At 37.0% G+C, this 19,479-nt stretch carries 15 protein-coding genes; 8 read left to right on the top strand and 7 right to left on the bottom strand.

Annotated features, from left to right (window positions below; translation table 11 throughout):
• The first annotated feature begins 89 nt into the window (after nt 1-89).
• On the top strand, nt 90-326 hold the full coding sequence (locus AC1M86_RS04335; protein ID WP_481595261.1) for a VF530 family protein: 237 nt from the start codon (nt 90-92) through the stop codon (nt 324-326).
• Nucleotides 327-533: 207 nt separating this feature from the next.
• Nucleotides 534-1,232 (top strand): DUF1826 domain-containing protein, encoded by a 699-nt coding sequence (locus AC1M86_RS04330; RefSeq protein WP_481607326.1) that lies wholly within the window; start codon nt 534-536, stop codon nt 1,230-1,232.
• Between the two features lie 17 nt (nt 1,233-1,249).
• On the opposite strand, the gene zigA is transcribed toward AC1M86_RS04330, so the two are convergent.
• Nucleotides 1,250-2,470: a zinc metallochaperone GTPase ZigA gene (gene zigA, locus AC1M86_RS04325; protein ID WP_481595259.1), complete on the bottom strand. Its 1,221-nt coding sequence runs from the start codon at nt 2,468-2,470 to the stop codon at nt 1,250-1,252.
• A 246-nt stretch (nt 2,471-2,716) separates the two neighbouring features.
• On the opposite strand from zigA, the gene AC1M86_RS04320 reads away from it, so the two are divergent.
• Nucleotides 2,717-3,862: an RICIN domain-containing protein gene (locus tag AC1M86_RS04320; protein WP_481607325.1), complete on the top strand. Its 1,146-nt coding sequence runs from the start codon at nt 2,717-2,719 to the stop codon at nt 3,860-3,862.
• Nucleotides 3,863-4,720: 858 nt separating this feature from the next.
• Here the strand turns inward: AC1M86_RS04320 and AC1M86_RS04315 are convergent.
• From AC1M86_RS04315 to betI, 4 genes are read right to left on the bottom strand one after another with little or no spacing between them, the layout of a single operon-like run.
• Nucleotides 4,721-5,500 carry a TorF family putative porin gene (locus AC1M86_RS04315; RefSeq protein WP_481607505.1) on the bottom strand — a complete coding sequence of 260 codons (780 nt, stop codon included), beginning with the start codon at nt 5,498-5,500 and terminating at the stop codon, nt 4,721-4,723.
• A 14-nt stretch (nt 5,501-5,514) separates the two neighbouring features.
• Nucleotides 5,515-7,182, bottom strand: a complete 1,668-nt coding sequence (betA, locus tag AC1M86_RS04310) for a choline dehydrogenase (protein WP_481592578.1) — start codon at nt 7,180-7,182, stop codon at nt 5,515-5,517.
• A gap of 10 nt (nt 7,183-7,192) precedes the next feature.
• Nucleotides 7,193-8,668 carry a betaine-aldehyde dehydrogenase gene (betB, locus tag AC1M86_RS04305; protein WP_481607324.1) on the bottom strand — a complete coding sequence of 492 codons (1,476 nt, stop codon included), beginning with the start codon at nt 8,666-8,668 and terminating at the stop codon, nt 7,193-7,195.
• A gap of 33 nt (nt 8,669-8,701) precedes the next feature.
• Nucleotides 8,702-9,283 carry a transcriptional regulator BetI gene (gene betI, locus AC1M86_RS04300; protein WP_481607323.1) on the bottom strand — a complete coding sequence of 194 codons (582 nt, stop codon included), beginning with the start codon at nt 9,281-9,283 and terminating at the stop codon, nt 8,702-8,704.
• A gap of 248 nt (nt 9,284-9,531) precedes the next feature.
• Here betI and AC1M86_RS04295 point away from each other — a divergent pair, with 248 nt between their 5' ends.
• Together AC1M86_RS04295 and AC1M86_RS04290 are read left to right on the top strand one after the other, a co-directional pair.
• On the top strand, nt 9,532-11,568 hold the full coding sequence (locus AC1M86_RS04295; protein WP_035268654.1) for a choline transporter: 2,037 nt from the start codon (nt 9,532-9,534) through the stop codon (nt 11,566-11,568).
• Between the two features lie 34 nt (nt 11,569-11,602).
• Complete coding sequence (locus AC1M86_RS04290) at nt 11,603-12,211, top strand: MarC family protein (protein WP_035268656.1); 609 nt, start codon at nt 11,603-11,605, stop codon at nt 12,209-12,211.
• 69 nt (nt 12,212-12,280) lie between these two features.
• Here the strand turns inward: AC1M86_RS04290 and AC1M86_RS04285 are convergent, their stop codons facing one another.
• Nucleotides 12,281-12,895, bottom strand: a complete 615-nt coding sequence (locus AC1M86_RS04285) for an OmpW/AlkL family protein (protein WP_481607322.1) — start codon at nt 12,893-12,895, stop codon at nt 12,281-12,283.
• 309 nt (nt 12,896-13,204) lie between these two features.
• Between AC1M86_RS04285 and AC1M86_RS04280 the strand changes: the two genes are divergently transcribed.
• The 3 genes from AC1M86_RS04280 to AC1M86_RS04270 are packed head-to-tail and all read left to right on the top strand — an operon-like array spanning nt 13,205 to nt 16,320.
• Nucleotides 13,205-15,670 (top strand): heavy metal translocating P-type ATPase, encoded by a 2,466-nt coding sequence (locus AC1M86_RS04280; RefSeq protein ID WP_481607321.1) that lies wholly within the window; start codon nt 13,205-13,207, stop codon nt 15,668-15,670.
• Nucleotides 15,671-15,692: 22 nt separating this feature from the next.
• Entirely contained in the window at nt 15,693-16,088 is a 396-nt protein-coding gene (cueR, locus tag AC1M86_RS04275; protein WP_035268660.1) for a Cu(I)-responsive transcriptional regulator, read from the top strand.
• A gap of 34 nt (nt 16,089-16,122) precedes the next feature.
• Nucleotides 16,123-16,320 (top strand): heavy-metal-associated domain-containing protein, encoded by a 198-nt coding sequence (locus AC1M86_RS04270; protein ID WP_035268662.1) that lies wholly within the window; start codon nt 16,123-16,125, stop codon nt 16,318-16,320.
• Nucleotides 16,321-16,397: 77 nt separating this feature from the next.
• Here AC1M86_RS04270 and AC1M86_RS04265 read toward each other — a convergent pair.
• The coding region (locus AC1M86_RS04265) for a BapA/Bap/LapF family large adhesin (RefSeq protein ID WP_481607320.1) at nt 16,398-19,479 on the bottom strand (3,082 nt) is incomplete at its 5' end.

Below are 19,479 nucleotides of genomic sequence, written 5' to 3'. Positions count from 1 at the left end.
GATGGACCATTGAGTATATACAGCAACGTTCTCAATTTTTGTCTAGCTCAGGTTATAATGCTCATCTTACACAATTCAGTTGATCTACTATGAACACCTCCAATGACCCTTTACATGGCAAAAAACTTGCTGACATTTTAGATGAGTTATTGGATTACTACGGAGGCTTTGAAGGATTAAGTCGTAAAATTGAAATTCGTTGTTTTTGCATCGACCCGAGTGTTAAATCATCTTTACGATTTCTACGGACTACACCATGGGCACGTGAAAAAGTAGAAAGCTTATATTTGTATGTTCTCCGTCAAAGAGCTAAACATAAATTCTAGCCAACAAAAAACTTAAGCTATGTTTAACTTTTTATACCCAATTGTAGAATAGCCTTAATGAGTATCTATCGTTTTTGTTCACATCGTGTAGTTATGGGTGGAAGCCCCACTCTCCTACTACATTGAACGACGATCAATCATCTAAATCCAGTCTTATCAAGTCTAGAGCTAAAAGCTATAATATGTTTTTAAAAAGTTTTAGATCATATGCTCGAACTCATTCACTCATATCCTCAAGCCAAATTGGTGAATACTTTCCAAGCATTAGCGAATGAAGTTTTTGAAGACCATGTCAATGCTTTATGTTGGTATAGGCATTTAGATTACAATTTCAAAGAAATCGTTGAAAAACTTACACTCATAGAAGATATTACTGAAATTTCCATCGCACAATTAGAGCAACTCAAACTTTCAGACTCTGCAAGCAAAGCGAGAGACGTTATTATTAATGATATAATGTTGCTCACCGAATTGGGTGCATCGCAGTCTTTAAACTTAATCAAAGAATATCAGCGTGATGAAGAATTGGATTTTATCAGCACTGATGTATATTCTTTTCATGTAGATCGATCGCCATTAGCAACGGATACATATCTGTGTACCTATTACGGGGCGGCTAGCGATATTATTTCCAATGATCAGGTTGAACAAAAAATTCATATCCCAGAAATCCGTCAAAAAATTAAATCATTGTTTGATGGCGAAGACCATGAGTTTGACGATTTTCTTGCAGAGACCTATATGGATCTTCACTATCAACCTAAAAATGGTGCAACACCTTTAAATTTAGGAATTGGTCATCTCTGGCGTTTGGCTGTAGATCATCCTGATCAGAAAGTACTTCCTTGTGTTCACCGTGCTCCAAAAGATAATGCAGGACAACTCAGATTACTCTTAATATGTTAAGGAATTCCTTGCTCAATTTAGGCGAGTAATTCTTTTTCAGTTTCAAATGGGTTAAAGAAATTACACCAAACGATTGGTCCTAAACTCATCTCCGAATCAGTAAGTAAACATTGATCAAAATTTTGGATTAATTGCTCTTTATCCATCTCTTGACCAATTAAAACAATTTCCTGTCTGGCATCACCCGTTTCCGGATGCCAACTCGATTCAATTGCCTGAATAGATTGCGTATCTTGTGGCCATTCCTCTTGTGGTACCGAAGCCCACCAATATCCTGCTTGACCATGCCGAGCCATACCTCCAGCTTGTGACCAAGACATAGCCATTGTTGGTTCCGCAGCAAGCCAAAAAAATCCTTTTGAGCGTATAACACCTTTCCATTCTGAATGGATAAAATTGTAAAAACGTTGTGGGTGAAAGGGTCTTCTTGCTCTATATACGAAACTTTCGATTCCATATTCTTCAGTTTCAGGCTTATGCTCTCCTCTCAACTCTTTTAACCAACCAGGTGCTTGTGAGGCTTCATCAAAATTAAAAAGCTGTGTGTTGAGTATTTTATCGAGTTCAACCTGACCAAATGTAGATGACTCAATTTTTGCTCTAGGGTTAAGCTTTTTGAGAATCGCATAAAGCTGGGACTTCTGATGCTCATCGATTAAATCAGTTTTGTTTAGAATAATAACATCACAAAATTCGATTTGATCTATCAGTAAATCCACAACAGTACGTTGGTCAAATTCTCCAAGTGATTCGCCACGATCATGTAGAAGATCATATGAACGATAATCACGTAAAAAATTGAATGCATCGACTACGGTCACCATGGTATCTAAACGAGCGTACTCATTTAGAGATACGCCGTCTTCATCTTCAAAGGTAAATGTTTCGGCTACAGGTAGAGGCTCTGATATTCCGGTAGATTCAATGACGAGTTGATCAAATTTTTTCTCTTCCGCTAATCGTCTTACTTCTACTAATAAATCTTCTCTCAAAGTACAGCAAATACATCCATTACTCATTTCAACGAGTTTTTCTTCCGTTCGTGATAATTCCGCCCCACCTTCTCTCACTAAAGCCGCATCAATATTGACTTCTGACATATCGTTCACAATTACTGCGACACGTTTTCCTTCTCTATTATTTAAAATATGATTTAAAAGTGTGGTTTTTCCTGCACCAAGAAATCCAGATAGCACAGTGACAGGTAATTTATACGGTTGTGAAGAATCAATATTCATGGTGAGTTACTCGTTTTAATGTTCAACCACATCATTTAATCGCTTATTGCAATCAATGAATGATCTTGATTTTTGATGTAACTAAATCATAATTGTTATGTTATAACATTTCAAAATGTTTAATGTTTAGTTAAACTTTAATAAAATTTATTTATAGTGATTCTAAATTGTATTCATCACTGTAGAATCATAAGTAAAACTAAAGAATCTAAGTCTTAATTTTTATAATCATATGAGTATATAACAATGAATTTAATCAATCTTATTATTCGTACCACTTTAAGTACTTCTCTGTTACTTGGAGTTTCGAATACGTATGCCGTGGTTGCAGGCGGAATGGTTTCTACTGACTACCATTGGAACAATATTCCGGCTAACGGCTTTGCAACACTTGAAAATCAAATCATCATTACCAATGAGCCAGGAAATGATGGTAATACATTTTGGGCCAATCAATTTTCATTAAAAAATGGAAATATCGGTTATGTTGGATTACAGCAACGAAGCAATGATGAGAAGTATTTAAATTTCTCAATCTGGAAAACGACATCTTGGAAATCAGGATACCCTGCGTATTGCAGACAATTTGATCATGAAGGTGATGGCGTTCAATGTGACTTACCTTATGAATGGAAAGAAGGCACGAAATATAATTTTAAGATTGTGAAAAATAATGACAGTACAGTCTCAGCTTTTGTTAAAGACATGAGTACTGGTAAACAACTTGAAATTGCAAAAATCAATGTGCCTCAGACCTGGGGTGGTTTTGATAGTTTAGCTACATTTACCGAAAATTTCAGACAGCACCAACAACCCAACGGTATTTATGGCTATAACAGTTGTAATGATGTTCATACATCTGTTTCTGCCACCTATTCTGCAATAGCAAACTCTTCAATTAAGTCTAAATCACAAACGACTAAAACTTATGGAAATTGTGTACAAGCGGCATCAGCGCATTGCACGGATGATTCTACTTGCATTTCTACTGTGAATAATGCCAATTACACCCAGCAAAAACCTTTCATTTTGAAAAATGGTGCACGAGGTTTTTGTGCAGATAGCTTGAATGGTGGTCAACAAATGGGATTGTATTCATGCGATCCCAACAACGGCAATCAACGTCTGAGTACGGATCACACACATCGTTTATACTTAACTCATCGGGATGCTTGTTTGATGGGCGATGTTAAAGATAATTTTGTTAAAGTTGCGCCGTGCAATAATGATAGCAGTCAACGATGGATGTATAGCCCCCATACAAGCCAATATATCAACTTAAAAACAGGTCTATGCCTTGATGCCGCTGATGGTGCAAATAGTATGGCACGCCTACAAATGATTGGATGTCAAAGCAATAATTCATATCAAACGTGGAAAATTACACGTTAACTTATTAATTTCAGAGCTTTAGCATTTAAAGCTCTGAATTTTAATGCTGAAATTTTAATTTTTTGCTTTCTTTGAGTGACTCGTACTAATTTTAGTAAAATTAGATATCTAAATTAGAGATTTTACTCATAGATAAGCCAGCTCACTCAGGTTAAAAGCATTCTTAATACTGGCTCAAAAAGCGAAATAAGTTCAATGATTTTAGGGAGATATTGTCTAAGGTATATTTGTAATATTGATGACAGCAATAAAATAAAAACAATTAAAAATATTCTTCATAAATCTTTGCTATTTTTCCGATAGCGCCGTTAATGATGAGAACAAAATTCTTCAAAATATTAAAACTTAATAAATGAGATTAGACGTTTAGTTATTTATCTCTGAAGATAGAAATCAAAAGCCCTATTTTAATATTGGAGAGAATCAAATTCTAACCTCATGTTTATTATGAACATTCATAGTTCTATTTTTTTAATCCATTGTCCTTCATGAATTATAAATTATAGGATATCTAGTTGATTTATGAATTTGGCTGAAATCAGTTAATACTTGAGCATAGTCATCTATGTAACATCAAAAAATCTTAGTGAACTTTTTTCACAAGAACTATTTCTAAATAAATTCTTGTGAAAAAATTGCGTAAAATTTTACTCTCCTCGTCATATTCATGACCTATTTTTGGTCAATGCTTTACTTCTATCACTTATTAAATAAACACTAAGTTGATAAATTTTTTACTAATAATCTTTGATATGTCGATATTTTATTTATTGATGAGTCTAATTTAAAAATTACATTTTTGCTTAGGCTATTTTGGTATTCAAAATTTAAGCCTAAGCATTTGAAGATTTTCTTAAATTAGAAACTATAGGTGAAAGCCACTACACCTAAATTTTTCTGTTTTTCGTTATAGCGGTTCTTACCACCAAAAATATATTGTCCAATCAATCCGAGTTCTGGTGTCAAGGCATAATCTAGCCCGATAGATGAGAAGCGATAAGCAAATTCTCGTTTTGTATCACCGAGCTCTAGACCTTCATATTTCCCATTATCATTAAAATAGCTCGCTGCAGCACTTGCTGTAGCAGATAATTTATCATTGAGTTGGTGGGTATATATTACGTTTAGATAAGTATCCCCTTGGTTTGCATACACGACATCATATGTATATGCAGATAAACTGGTTGATAAAGAGTTTTTATCATTGAATTGGTGTGTGGCAGTTACCCCCATTTCATTGGAAGTTGTATTTGACGTGTTCGGATAGAAATAAGTGGCATTCCAAATATTCCAATTTGTCCTACCAGTATCAAAACTATAGCCGACAATAAAGTCGTGCTCTAATTTATCAGTTTTACGGCGCTTATCACCTTGAAGTTCAGCATAAGAGTAGCCTAATGTAGACCCCCAATACCCGACATAGAAGTTGTTATAACTGAGGTTTAGACCTGTTTGAATTGCGAGGTCATCATTTTCTGGTGCATTTGTTAAACCACGTGAAATGTATTTGGAGGTTAATGTGACATATCCATCAAATTGAATTGGTGAATTTGTTTCTTGATTCGTAGAGTTTGCATAACTGGGTAAAATAATAAAGCTAGCAGTGCTCAACAGCACTGCTTGAGTCGTTTTAATCATCATAAAATTTATAATTAAGAAAATAAGGGTGAAGTTTCTGCACGATAAAATGGTGCATCTGAAGGGGTTAAAGCAGGTCGATTACGAATGTGATCAGCAATCTTCTCGGCCATCATGATCGTCGTTGCATTGAGATTACCAGTAATAATCAGCGGCATGATAGAAGCATCGACCACTCGCAACCCATCTATTTCATGGACACGACCGTAACCATCTACAACAGCTAAATCATCTTCACCCATTTTACAGCTACACGAAGGATGATACGCTGTTTCTGCATGATTTTTTACAAATTCATCAATTTGCTGATCTGTTTTTAATGCTGAACCTGGACTAATTTCTCTACCTCGATACTGATCTAATGCAGGCTGATGCATAATTTCTCGTGTAATTCTCACTGCATCACGGAATTCGCGCCAATCTTGTTCAGTGCTCATGTAGTTAAATAAAATGCTCGGATGATCAAAAGGATTTTTCGAGGTTAAGCGAATTCTTCCTCTTGACGGCGATCGCATAGATCCAACATGTGCTTGAAAACCATGTTCATTGATTGCATTGGTACCATTGTAGTTAATTGCAATTGGTAAAAAGTGATACTGGAGATTCGGCCACTCAAACTCATCACTAGAGCGAATGAATCCACCTGCTTCAAACTGATTGCTTGCACCAATTCCTTTACCCAAAAACAGCCATTCAGCGCCAATTTTAGGTTGGTTATACCATTTTAATGCAGGGTAAAGACTGACGGGCTTCTTACATTGGTATTGAAGATACATTTCTAAATGATCTTGCAGATTTTCACCCACTCCCGGTAAATCTTGCACAACCTTTACATCCAGTGACTCTAATAATGACTTAGCTCCTACCCCAGAGCGCTGTAAAATTTGAGGCGATGCAATAGCACCTGCGCACAGCAATACTTCTCGCTCAGCATAGACCTTGTGTAAATTAGTTACATCTTGACCAAGAATGTATTCAACACCGATAGCTTGTTTTTTTTCAAATAAGATTCGATTGGTTGTGGCATGCGTAATAATCGTTAAATTCTGACGACCTTTAGCCATATCTAAATAGCCACGAGCGGTACTGGAACGTCTGCCTTGAGGTGTCACCGTACGATCCATTGGACCAAAGCCTTCTTGTTGGTATCCATTTAAATCATCCGTACGTGGATATCCAGCTTGCACACCCGCTTCAACCATTGCATGAAATAACTCATTATTGTCTGACTTTGGCGTAGCAACACTTACTGGGCCTTGATCACCGTGATATTCATTTGCACCAATATCTCTAGACTCTGCTTTTTTATAGTAAGGTAAACATTCAGCATAGCGCCAATGACTGAGTCCTTTCATTTGAGACCATTGCTCTAAATCCATGGCATTCCCACGGATATAACACATACCGTTAATTAATGATGAACCACCTAAACCTTTACCACGTCCACATTCCATACGGCGGTTATTCATATGGGGTTCTGGATCGGTCAAATATGCCCAATTATAACGTCGACCTTGTAAAGGATAAGCCAAAGCAGCAGGCATTTGAGTTCTAAAATCTAAACGGTAGTCAGGGCCACCCGCTTCAAGGAGCAGAACTTTAATATCTGGATCTTCGGTGAGTCTCGCTGCAAGTACATTCCCAGCAGAACCTGCACCTATGATAATGTAATCATATGTCATAGTGTTCTCCTTAGGCTTTAAATACAGATTGAAATGGACTTAATTCCACTTGTACCGATTTGATTTGCGTGTAGTGTTGTAAAGTCGTTAAACCATTCTCTCTTCCTACACCAGAATGCTTATAGCCACCGACTGGCATTTCAGCTGGCGATTCACCCCACGTATTGATCCAACATATACCTGCTTCAATTTGGTGGATGATTCGATGTGCTTTGACAATATCAGGGGTAACCACGCCAGCAGCCAATCCATAAGAAGTATTATTAGCGCGACGAATCACTTCTTCTTCTGATGTATATGTCAAAATACTCATCACAGGACCGAAGATTTCCTCTTGAACAATGGTCATCTCATCTCGACAATCACTGAAGATTGTAGGCAGTACAAAAGCACCTTTTTTTAAATGATCATCTGTTGCTCTAGAACCACCACACACTAAACGTGCTCCCTCCCTTTTAGCAGAATCGATGAATGCCAAAATTTTATTCATATGCGCAAAGCTAGATACTGGTCCAAAATTTGTTTCTGGATCAAGCGGATTACCTAAGCGGATATAAGAAATACGTTCTAATAGCTTTTCTTCAAATTTTGGCTGTAATGATTCTGGAATAAATACTCGTGTCCCATTCGTACAAACCTGTCCAGAACTATAGAAATTTGCCATCATTGCAATATCTGCAGCTAAGTCTAAATCTGCATCTTCACAAATAATTAATGGTGACTTCCCACCCAACTCCATCGTGACTTCTTTAAGACTGGATTCAGCAGCTTGAGCCATCACTTTTTTTCCAGTGCTCACACCACCAGTAAATGAAATTTTCGCAATATCTACATGCTGGCTTAAATAGGCACCAATATCACCGCCCCCTGTTACAACATTGAATACCCCATCTGGCACTCCAGCTTCGGTATAAATTTCTGCCAATTTAAAGGCTGTTAATGGGGTAATCTCGCTGGCTTTGAAAATCATTGCATTCCCCGCCGCCAAAGCAGGTGCTGACTTCCATAAGGCAATTTGAATTGGATAATTCCATGCTCCTATACCAGCTACAATTCCCAAAGGTTCACGTCGTGTATAGACAAATGAATCTGTTCTTAAAGGAATCTGTTGACCCTCGAGTACAGGTAAAATTCCAGCGTAGTATTCGAGTACATCAGCACCTGTCACAATATCTACAGTCGATGTTTCACTATAGGCTTTCCCACTATCTAAGGACTCAATGGTGGCAAGTTCATCATTTCTTTCACGTAAAATAGCTACAGCTTTATTTAAAATTCTTGAACGCTGCATAAAAGTCATTTCTGCCCAAATTTTCTGTCCTTGTTGGGCAGATAGAATGGCTTGATCCACATCCTGTTGAGAACATGCTTGAATGGTCGCAAGAACTTGACCCGTGGCTGGATTAATCGAATCAAAAGTTTGACCTGATTGAGCATCGACGAATTGTCCATGAATATAAGGACGTTGTAACGGGAATTTATTCATACGATTAGCCTCAGATATAGTAAATATTAAAAATTATTGTGTAAGTTGCTGCTGGATAAAGGCATGGCAAAGACGGATAGAAAGATCGGTTTCAATCTCACTTCTTGTTAATGCGCCCCTTAACCAGAACCCATCAATTAATGCAGCCAACCCTTGGGCTGCTTGTTCAGCTTTTATGGGGCTTAAACGTTTTAAAAACTCATGTTTTAAATTTGAATGTAGCCGACAGTGATTCACTTGCTGTAATCGTTGTAGATCGGGTTGATGCAAACTAATAGCCCAAAACGCGAGCCATACTTTCATCGCGGCTTGATTGGTCTGAGGAGTTGCAAAATTCGCTTTAACAATCGCCATTAAACGATCTTCTGGAGAATGCCCAACCTCTGATTTTAGATCCCTTACACTTTCTCCAAGTTGCTGTAGTAAATAGCGCATGGTTGCCTCAATCAATCCATTCTTGCCACCAAAATAATGACTAATAATGCCCGTGGAGACACCTGCTCTTTGCGCGATCTGTTGAATGGATGCATCAGCAAAACCGAGCTCATTCACAGTGGAGAGAGTGGCATCAATCAATTGTTGACGACGAATGGGTTGCATACCAACTTTTGGCATAAGATGACCTAAACCTACAGGAGATTATAATCAGCGTTTATCAATAAGAACGCTGTAACATTAGTAAACGTTTTTTTAATTGAACGTTCAATCAATAAAAATTATAGTGCTATTACTTCCATGATGTACAGCTCAGTTTGTTTTGTATTTGCAAAAGTTTGTAATTGTGGATCAAGCAAGCTTCTATCAGGATATAAATCGAACTGCGCTGTAGATCATTTCATTACTCATTGAATGGTCACTGATTTATGCATAACAAAAATGATCAAACGCAGGATAGTTTGAATAAGGTCGTGTTCTATGTATCAGCATCATTGATACTTTTGTTTTCGATCACCACAATTTTGTTTAATGAAGCTGCTAATAACGTCATTACACAAACCCTCGATTGGGTAAGCAGAACGTTCAGTTGGTATTACCTGCTTGCTGCGACACTCTATTTTGTCTTTATTGTATTTATCGCATGCTCTCGATATGGTGAAATTAAATTAGGACCTAAACACTCTAAGCCTGAATTTAGTTTACTGAGTTGGTCTGCAATGCTCTTTTCTGCGGGTATTGGTATTGATCTCATGTTCTTTTCCGTGGCTGAACCTTTATCGCATTACATGAACCCACCTGTGGGTGAAGGACAAACCTTTGAAGCAGCACGTCAGTCCATGGTATGGACTTTGTTTCATTATGGTTTAACTGGTTGGAGTATGTATGCATTAGTTGGTGTAGCCTTAGGTTACTTCAGTTATCGTTATAACCTTCCGCTTACGATCCGTTCAGCTCTCTACCCTATTTTTGGGAAAAAAATTAACGGCCCTATAGGTCACACTGTAGATACAGCTGCCGTCTTAGGTACGATTTTTGGTATCGCGACTACCTGTGGTATTGGTGTCGTACAACTCAATTATGGTCTTCATGTTCTCTTCGATCTACCTGAAAATTTGTGGATTCAAGCTGGTCTAATCGGGATCGCGGTAGTCATTACTGTAATTTCAGTAACGGCAGGTGTGAATAAAGGGATTCGCGTACTTTCCGAAATCAATATCTATGTCTCGATTGGATTACTCCTCTTTATTCTTTTGATTGGTAATACAGAATTCTTACTCGCAGGCTTAATCCAAAATTTAGGTGATTACCTCAGTCAATTCCCAAAATTGAGTTTAATGAGTTTTCCATTCGAACAACCTAAAGAATGGATGAACAGTTGGACGCTTTTCTTTTGGGCTTGGTGGATTGCATGGTCGCCATTTGTCGGTCTGTTTTTAGCACGAATTTCTCGTGGTCGTACCATTCGTGAATTTGTATTTGGTACGTTGATTATTCCGCTACTATTTACACTGACTTGGCTATCCATCTTTGGAAATAGTGCGCTTCACAATGTAATTTTTGATGGCAATGCGCAACTCGCAACTACCGTTTTAGAAAATCCAGCGCATGGTTTCTATGACCTACTTGCACAATATCCTGGTTTTACGTTCTTAGCAGGTATAGCAACAATTACAGGATTATTATTTTACGTTACTTCTGCAGACTCAGGCGCTCTTGTTTTGGGTAATTTCACGACAAAATTCACCAATATCGAGCATGACTCTCCAAGATGGCTTAGCGTATTTTGGGCTATAGCCATTGGTTTATTAACCTTAGCGATGCTGATGGCAAATGGTATTACTGCCTTACAGAACACAACCATCATCATGGGTCTGCCTTTTAGCTTTGTCATATTCTTTGTGATGGCGGGTTTGTACAAATCCTTGAGATTGGAAGATTTCAGACAAGCCAGTACTAGCTTAAATGCTGCGCCAGTCGTGGGCAATGTGGATATTCTCAATTGGAAAAAGCGACTCAGTCGCGTAATGCTGCACCCAAGCCATGAACAAACATTAAAAATGTTAGATGACGTGTGTAAACCTGCAATGGATGCCGTGGCACAGGAACTTTTATCCAAAGGTGTCAAAGTCGATGTGAATACTAAGCCTCTTGAAGATAATGCTGAGCTTTATCATTTGGACCTCATTATTCACTTGAATGAAGAAGAAAATTTCGTATATGAGATTTGGCCCGTTCGTTATGACACCCCTAACTTTAGTACCCGTGCTAAACGAACAAAGCGTTATTACTATCGTTTAGAAAGTTACTTGTTTGAAGGTTCGCAAGGTAATGATTTGGTCGGATACAACAAAGAACAAGTGATTAACGACATTTTGGACAAATATGAACGTCATATGATGTACCTTCATATTAACCGAATCAGCCCAGGTAAACGTCCACAATTTCCGGATCGTGACATTTAGTTAGTAGTAGCTCATCTAAACAAGGAAAATGACCATGTCAGAAAGTCTAAACGCCTTTGCTCTATTTTTTTCGTTGCTTAATCCCTTTTTAATGAGCATTTATATGCTTGGGATTATTCGAAATTCAGATGCAAAAGTTTTTAATATGGCCCTGATCCAAGGTAGTTTGATTAGCTTTGTGGTTTTTGTCATTTTTGCTAAAACAGGTGAAGCTTTTTTTAATGATGTACTTCATGCACGATTTGAATCTTTCCAAATTTTTGGTGGAATCATTTTCTTGGTGATTGGTTATCGTTATGTATTTGAAGGTGCTGATACGATTGGGGTCATGCGTGGAGCACCAAACCATTTGGCTGGTACGATCGCCATGCCTTTTATGATCGGTCCAGGAACAATCTCTGCATCTGTAATCACTGGCATTCAATTAAGTTTATGGCAGACGATCACAGTCATCTTTATGACCTTATTCTTAACCTGTAGTCTTTTGATATTAATGAAATATTTGCATGATAATTTACAGCATAAATATTCTAATTATATCGACTTATATGTAGATATCGTGGGTCGTGTTGCTGCATTGCTTATCGGTACGATTGCCATTGATATGATCGTGACTGGTGTTACTGGGATCATCAATGGCTAATGGAAGGTTGTTGTTGATATTTATAAAAAAGGAGTCTTATCATTGACTCCTTTTTTTAAACCCTAATATTTAGAATCTATATCCGATATTTAAACTATACACCGTTGGATCTACGTCCACACTTCCTACCTTTTCTCCATTTACTTTTACATCAGTTTTGATATCCGCATATCGGATATCAGCACCAACACTCCATTGAGGGTTAAATTGGTAATCTACGCCTATTTGACCAGCCCAACCAAAAGAATCTGAGAGATCGAACTTATCACCACTATATAATCGGTCATTAAAAAAATAGGTGTAATTTAAGCCCAGACCCACATAAGGTTGTAACTTTTCATTGGGTAAGAAGTGATATTGCACACTAAAAATTGGAGGTAAATGTTTTGTTTTTGCAACTTCATTACCAGCAACATTAATTTTATGCTCTGGTGGCAAACCGACTAATACATCAAATGCAATATTTGGTGTATAAAAATAAGAGATCGTGCCAGTGACTCCCCAAGCATCATCTATTGTGACGGGTGCTGTTTGATTAAAAATACTACCTGGAGAAGATGTGGGATCAATATTGCTAATCGCACCTCTTATCTTCCATTTATAATCTGCGCTGTGCGCATTAGAACTTAATGCCATGGTACTCAATAAAATCGCGAATAAACCAAAACTTAATTTATCATTCATATCATTACCCATTTTTTATAAATATCTGAAATTTTGAAGATTGTTAATCAATTAAATTGAATGCTTTAGATCATATCGATAATTCTTTTTGTTGGTTATTTTTTATTCTGATTTGTTTTGATGATTTTTTATTTAAGAAAATTTATTCAATTTAAATGGATTTTTGGAATATTGTTTTTAATTTAAGTGAGTAAAGAACATACGCCTAATTTGGATTCCAATCAGTATTGATGAAACAAGAAACAAATCTTATTGACCTTACCACAATGGGAAGGTTTAGAATGATCGTGACCTTATTTCAATCAGCATATGGAGTTAAGTATGTCATCTACTTCAACTAAATCTATTCAAATCAAAATTGAAGGAATGACCTGTGCTGCTTGTGTAAGCCGTGTTGAAAACTCATTAAAAAAAGTCGATGGTATTCAAGATGCCAGTGTGAACCTCGCCGCTGAAATAGCTCAAATTGAGTTAACAACAGACGTAACAGATCAACAAATCATTCAAGCCGTAAATAAAACAGGTTTTAAAATTAAAAAATGGGCAACAATAAAATTAAAAATTTTAGGCATGACTTGTGCTGCATGTGTGAGCCGAGTTGAACGTTCTTTACTAAAAATACCAGGTGTATTAGCAGCACAAGTAAGTTTGGCAACTGAGATAGCAAGCATTGATCTACTTTATCCAGTTCCTGTTGATCAAGTTATTGAGCGTATTGAAAGATCAGGGTTTGAAGCTGTACTTGAACAGCAAACGATCACAGCACTTCCAAATCGCGAACTTGAATCAAAAAAAATTCTCAAGCATTTTATTATCGCACTTGTACTCAGTTTACCTATATTTATCATTGAAATGGGCTCGCACCTCTTGCCTTCATTTCATCATTTTATAGGTACTTACATCAGTCAGAATCAGAGTTGGTTATTCCAATTTATTCTTGCGACTTTAGTTATTTTTATACCTGGACGGCATTTTTTCACACAAGGTATCAAGTCACTGATAAATTTACATCCTGACATGAATTCTTTGGTGAGTTTAGGATCAGGAGCTGCCTATTTATATTCTATTGTTGCTACGTTCTTTCCAAGTTTATTGCCACAACAGTCAGTACATGTCTATTACGAGCCTGCAACACTCATTATTACATTTATTTTGTTAGGCAAATATCTAGAAGCACGAGCTAAAGGTCGAACTTCTGCAGCGATTCAACATCTGATTGGCTTACAACCTAAAACAGCGCGAGTTAGAGTATCTGACCTCCAGACTAAAGATATATCGATTGATAAAATTACAATCGGTATGCAGGTTGAAGTTCGGCCAGGTGAAAAAATTCCTGTAGATGGCGTGGTTATTTCAGGTGAAGGCTTTGTAGATGAGTCAATGATCAGTGGAGAATCTTTTCCAATCCACAAATTGATGGGTTCAGAAGTTGTTGGTGGAACCCTCAATCAAAATGGATTTCTTGTCATTGAAACCAAACATTCTTCTGAAAGTAGCATTTTATCTTCAATTATTCAGTTGGTTGAAAATGCTCAGACACAAAAGCTCCCCATACAATCTTTAGTCGATAAAGTCACCTTATGGTTTGTTCCAGTTATCCTCTTGATTTCGATGATTACTTTCATCGCGTGGCTGGTGATTGGACCTGAACCTAATCTGAGCTATGCTTTGATTAACGCCGTTTCTGTTTTGATTATTGCATGCCCTTGTGCGATGGGTCTTGCAACCCCGATGTCAATAATGGTTGCGACGGGACGTGCTGCTGAACACGGAATTTTATTTAAAAATGCGACTTCACTTCAAAAACTTCGAGATATTTCAACATTTGCATTTGATAAAACTGGAACACTAACAATAGGTCGACCTGCGATTAGTCATATCGAGATTTTCGCACCATTTACACTTCAGCAGATTCTACAAACTGTTGCATCCGTTGAATATCATTCCGAGCACCCAATTGCTAAAGCGATTGTTCAATATGCATCCGATCATCATATAAAGATGATCGAAATTTCTGAGTTTAAGAGTATTTCAGGATTGGGCATTCAAGCACAATTGAATGGTCAGGATATTAAAATTGGATCTGTAGAATTTATTACTCGAGAAAATACAAAGCTTTCTCATGCACTCTCTCACCATCAAAGATTACTAGATGAAGCTCAAACACCCATCGCGGTCTCCATCGATGGTGAGCTTGCATCAATTATTTTAATCACGGATCAATTAAGACCTGAAACCTACGAGGTAATGACTCAACTTAAAAAGAACGACAAGCACATTGCTTTGATTACTGGCGATCATCAAAATGCAGCGCAATATGTGGCGAATCAACTTAATATCAATGCAGTTTATGCACAGGTCAAACCACATGAAAAGTTAAACATCGTTGAGACCCTTCAAACGCGATATGGAAATGTTGCTTTTGTTGGTGATGGGATTAATGATGCTCCAGCACTTGCTCAAGCTCAAGTCGGTATTGCGATAGGTTCAGGTACAGATGTCGCCATTGAAACGGCTGACCTTATTTTAATGTCATCAAATTTAAATAACTTATCTAAAGCCATCAAATTAAGCGAAATGACCATTAGAAATATTCATCAAAATCTGTTCTGGGCTTTTCTATACAATATTTGTTTGATTCCGATTGCTGCAGGTATCCTTTATCCATTGACTGGTATCCTGCTCTCACCTGTTTTAGCTGCGATCGGAATGGCACTTTCTTCGATATTTGTATTAGCGAATGCTTTAAGACTCAAAACTTTGAAACTAAATTAGACGCTTAAACAAAGGAAAGATAATGAATATTGGCGAATTAGCACGACGTTCAGGCTTAACTGCTAAAATGATTCGATATTACGAAAAAATCGATCTCATTTCTGTTCCGATCAGAAGCGCTAGCGGTTATCGTGTTTACACAGAGCAAGACCTTTCGACTTTAAGTTTTATTAAACATGCTAAAGATCTTGGTTTTTCGATCGATCAAATCAAAAGTTTAGTTGAGCTTTGGAAAAATCCTGACAGAAAAAGTGCTGATGTGAAAAAAATTACAGATCAACATATCCACTTTTTGACAGAACAAATTCATTCGATGCAATCAATGATTTTAAAATTAAAGGCTGCGAGTCAGATGTGCTCTAATGATTCGACTTCAAACTGCAGTATTCTGAATAAAATTGAACATATTCAATCGTGACAGTGATAGATGTTAACTAACGCAAGAGGTTATTATGAAATTATTTATTGAAAATATTAGTTGTTCGGGTTGTGCTAAAGGTGTCACTGCATCTGTATTGTCACTTGATCCTAATGCAAGCGTCAATGTAGATGTTGCCAACAAAATTGCAGATATTCGTACAACATATAGCTTTGAAAAAATCGCTGAAGTTTTGACTGAAGATGGTTTCCCTCCTGAATTAAAAGATTAAATTGACATAAAAAAGGCGAAATATTGTTTCGCCTTTTTTGATAAAACGCATACCGTAGTATGCGTATTTTTAAAGAATTAATAAATGATTTGACCGTTTTGAAGTAACTGCTCCAACGTCAGATCTGCATTTTGAGGACCAATATTCAACAATTGAGTAGGTTCAAATTGTGTACCTTCACCATCGCGATCGATTGAAATTACAGAATCTTTAACAGTGATATATTTACTTAAGATATCCGCAACTTGATCAGTCGAATCTGTTGAGAATGTAGTTGAAGTATTAGCATCAACAAATAGTTGAGATACATCAATTACATCGACACCTGCTTCGAAATCTGACCACGTATCAAAACCATTTCCACCCGTTGCATCGGCTTCATCAAGTAAGTTGAAGATTAATTTATCCGCGATATCACTTCCAGTGAATGCGTCATTAAATTTCGAACTTGTAAATGATTTGTTTACATCAAAGCTTAAAGTAGCTGTTGAAGTCGTTCCACCAACTGTCGAAACAGTATAGCTAAATTCTTCTTTACCAAATCCTTTTCCTGATGGTGTATACGTATAGCTACCATCATTATTGAAAACAAGAGTACCAAATTTACCTTCGACAGTTACACTAGGATTACCACTATAAGTCGACGTCGTTAATCCATTAATAGTATAAGAACTAATAGAATTTAAACCTTCATCATTATTGGAAACGTTTCCAATAACTGGATCTAAAGCAACTGGAGTAAATTCATTCAAGTAAGTTGTATTAAACGTGATTGTAGAGTCCTCGAAATAAGCAAGGCCAGGATTAACAAGATTAGCTTGTACAGTATATACACCAGCGGGAAGATCATTTAACTGTAATACTTTTCCAGTAACAGCATTTAACTCACCAGTCTTAACTACTGTGCCATCTGCATTTTTCACTGTGTAACTAATACTTCGTGATGAAGTTAGAGATAGAGTACTTTCAAAAGAAATTGCAACTGTACTGACTGAGTTTTCAGCTATTGCAAATTTAGCATCGATAGTGCGTTGAGCCAGACCAATATCTAAAATTGTATCATTCACAATAGTTTCTGATTTATTTTGCATTACAATTTCAGATTCTTCAAAATCATCTTGCGCAACAGCTAAATCAATTTTAATCGTTAACGTTTCTAGTGAACTATTTCCATTCTGATCTTTAATGACATAAGTAAATGTCTCGATTTCACCATATGGTAAGCTTGTGCCTTCACTAGGTTTATTTACGAAGTATTGGTAAGTTCCATCCTTATTGAGAATTAATTTACCATAGACACCTTGAAGTTCTGATTCTTCAACAAGTTGAGTATTACCAGCAATAATGATTTCTGAACCATTAGATAATTCAATCTGACCTGAGGTTTGACCGACAAAATCATTGTCTGTTTTAACAGTCGAATAATCATAAAGTGTGTCTTTATTTACATATAGACCAGATCCACCAAGCACATTAAGTCCTGTTGGAACAGTCACTGCATAATAGTCACCCTCTGTAAATTTAAGTGTAACTTCATCAGATTTACCACCTAAAATTACTGTGTACCAGTTATTTATGCTGTGAACTTGGACATATTCATTGGTATCAGCGTTGAATTTATAAATAAATAAAGAGTATGAAGTTAAACTTACACCGCCGCCATCGCCTTGGAAAGTCATTTCACGAACATTATTTTCATTCACTGTGAAATTCATGAACGAAGATAAATCAACTGCACCAGCTTTAATAACTGGATCTAACAAACTTACATCTAGAACTTTGACATTTGTTAATTTAGGCACTTCACCAGTGATATCTTTAATCTCAGGAAGTGGATTGATGATAACAGTGTCGTTGATTTCTGATTGTTTTACCTCAACAACTTTATTATCAATCGATATATTGAGCTTCGCAGAAGCTGTATTACCTAGTTCTGTTTTAACGTAATAGGTAAACTCATCTACTTGCCCGAATGGGCCTTTAAAGTCTTCATTAATCTCGTAACGATAGCTTCCGTCTTGATTAATAAATAACGTACCAAATTTACCTTCGATCGCGGTTTCAGAATTACTATTCAACGTAATTGCTGCATTAGAACCAGCCATAACTGACTCTACAATCGTACCAGTTGGCAGTACATCCTGACCATCAACAGCATCTGCATCTGTGATTACATTACCAGTTGCTTCGCCATCGACTGACACAACTTCATTATAATCCAGAATAATGTCATTCAATACCTTCAATGTATAACCACTTAATACTGTTACCCCAACAGAAGGTGTTAAGAATACAATATATTTACCTTCAGGAAGGCTCACGTTCAATTCTTCAGAAACACCAGCCAGTAAATAAGCTTTCAACCATTGTTTCTCAGTCATGTACTCTTTGTATTGACCAGTTTCTTCATCAAATTGATAAATTTTAAGATCGTACATCGAGACGATCGAAACACCACCTGATTGTGATTTCAATGTTAAGTTGCGAACTGTCCCATCAGCAACATCTACTGTTAATGAATTTTGAAGAACTTCTGTTAAAACATTAGCTTCGAGCACTGCACCCAAGCCAACACTTGCTACCGCAAATGCAGTTTTATCTTCAAGTTGTTGTTCTGCTGAAGGTAATTTAGTAGTCGGGTTAATCACTTCAGGAATGAAATTAACTGAGTTATCCGCTGGAAGTACTATTTCTTGAAGATCATCGACAATACCATTGTTATCTAAATCGTTCACTGCCGGTACTGCTGTATCCAGAGCATCTAAACGAGCATCTAGATCATCTTTAGCTGCTGATGCAGGTAATGCATCAACCAAGCCTTGTGCTGTACCTTTCAACGCATTCAATTCTTCTTTGATCGCTTGTAATTCAGCTTGAGTTGTTGGGCTGATTACACCATTTTCAGCTGCAATTGCCTCTACCAATTCATCATGCTTAGCTTCTGCAGTTTGAACCGCTTGTGTTGCTGCTGCAATCGCAGCATCAACATCATCAGCAATACCATTGCTATCTGTATCGTTCACTGCTGGTACAACTGTATCTAGAGCATCTAAACGAGCATCTAAGCTATCTTTAGCTGCTGATGCAGGTAATGCATCAACCAAGCCTTGAGCTGTACCTTTCAACGCATCTAATTGATCTTTGATCGCTTGTAATTGA

Source organism: Acinetobacter sp. ANC_7654 (assembly GCF_056779855.1).
This window is presented reverse-complemented; position numbering and strand designations above follow the sequence as displayed.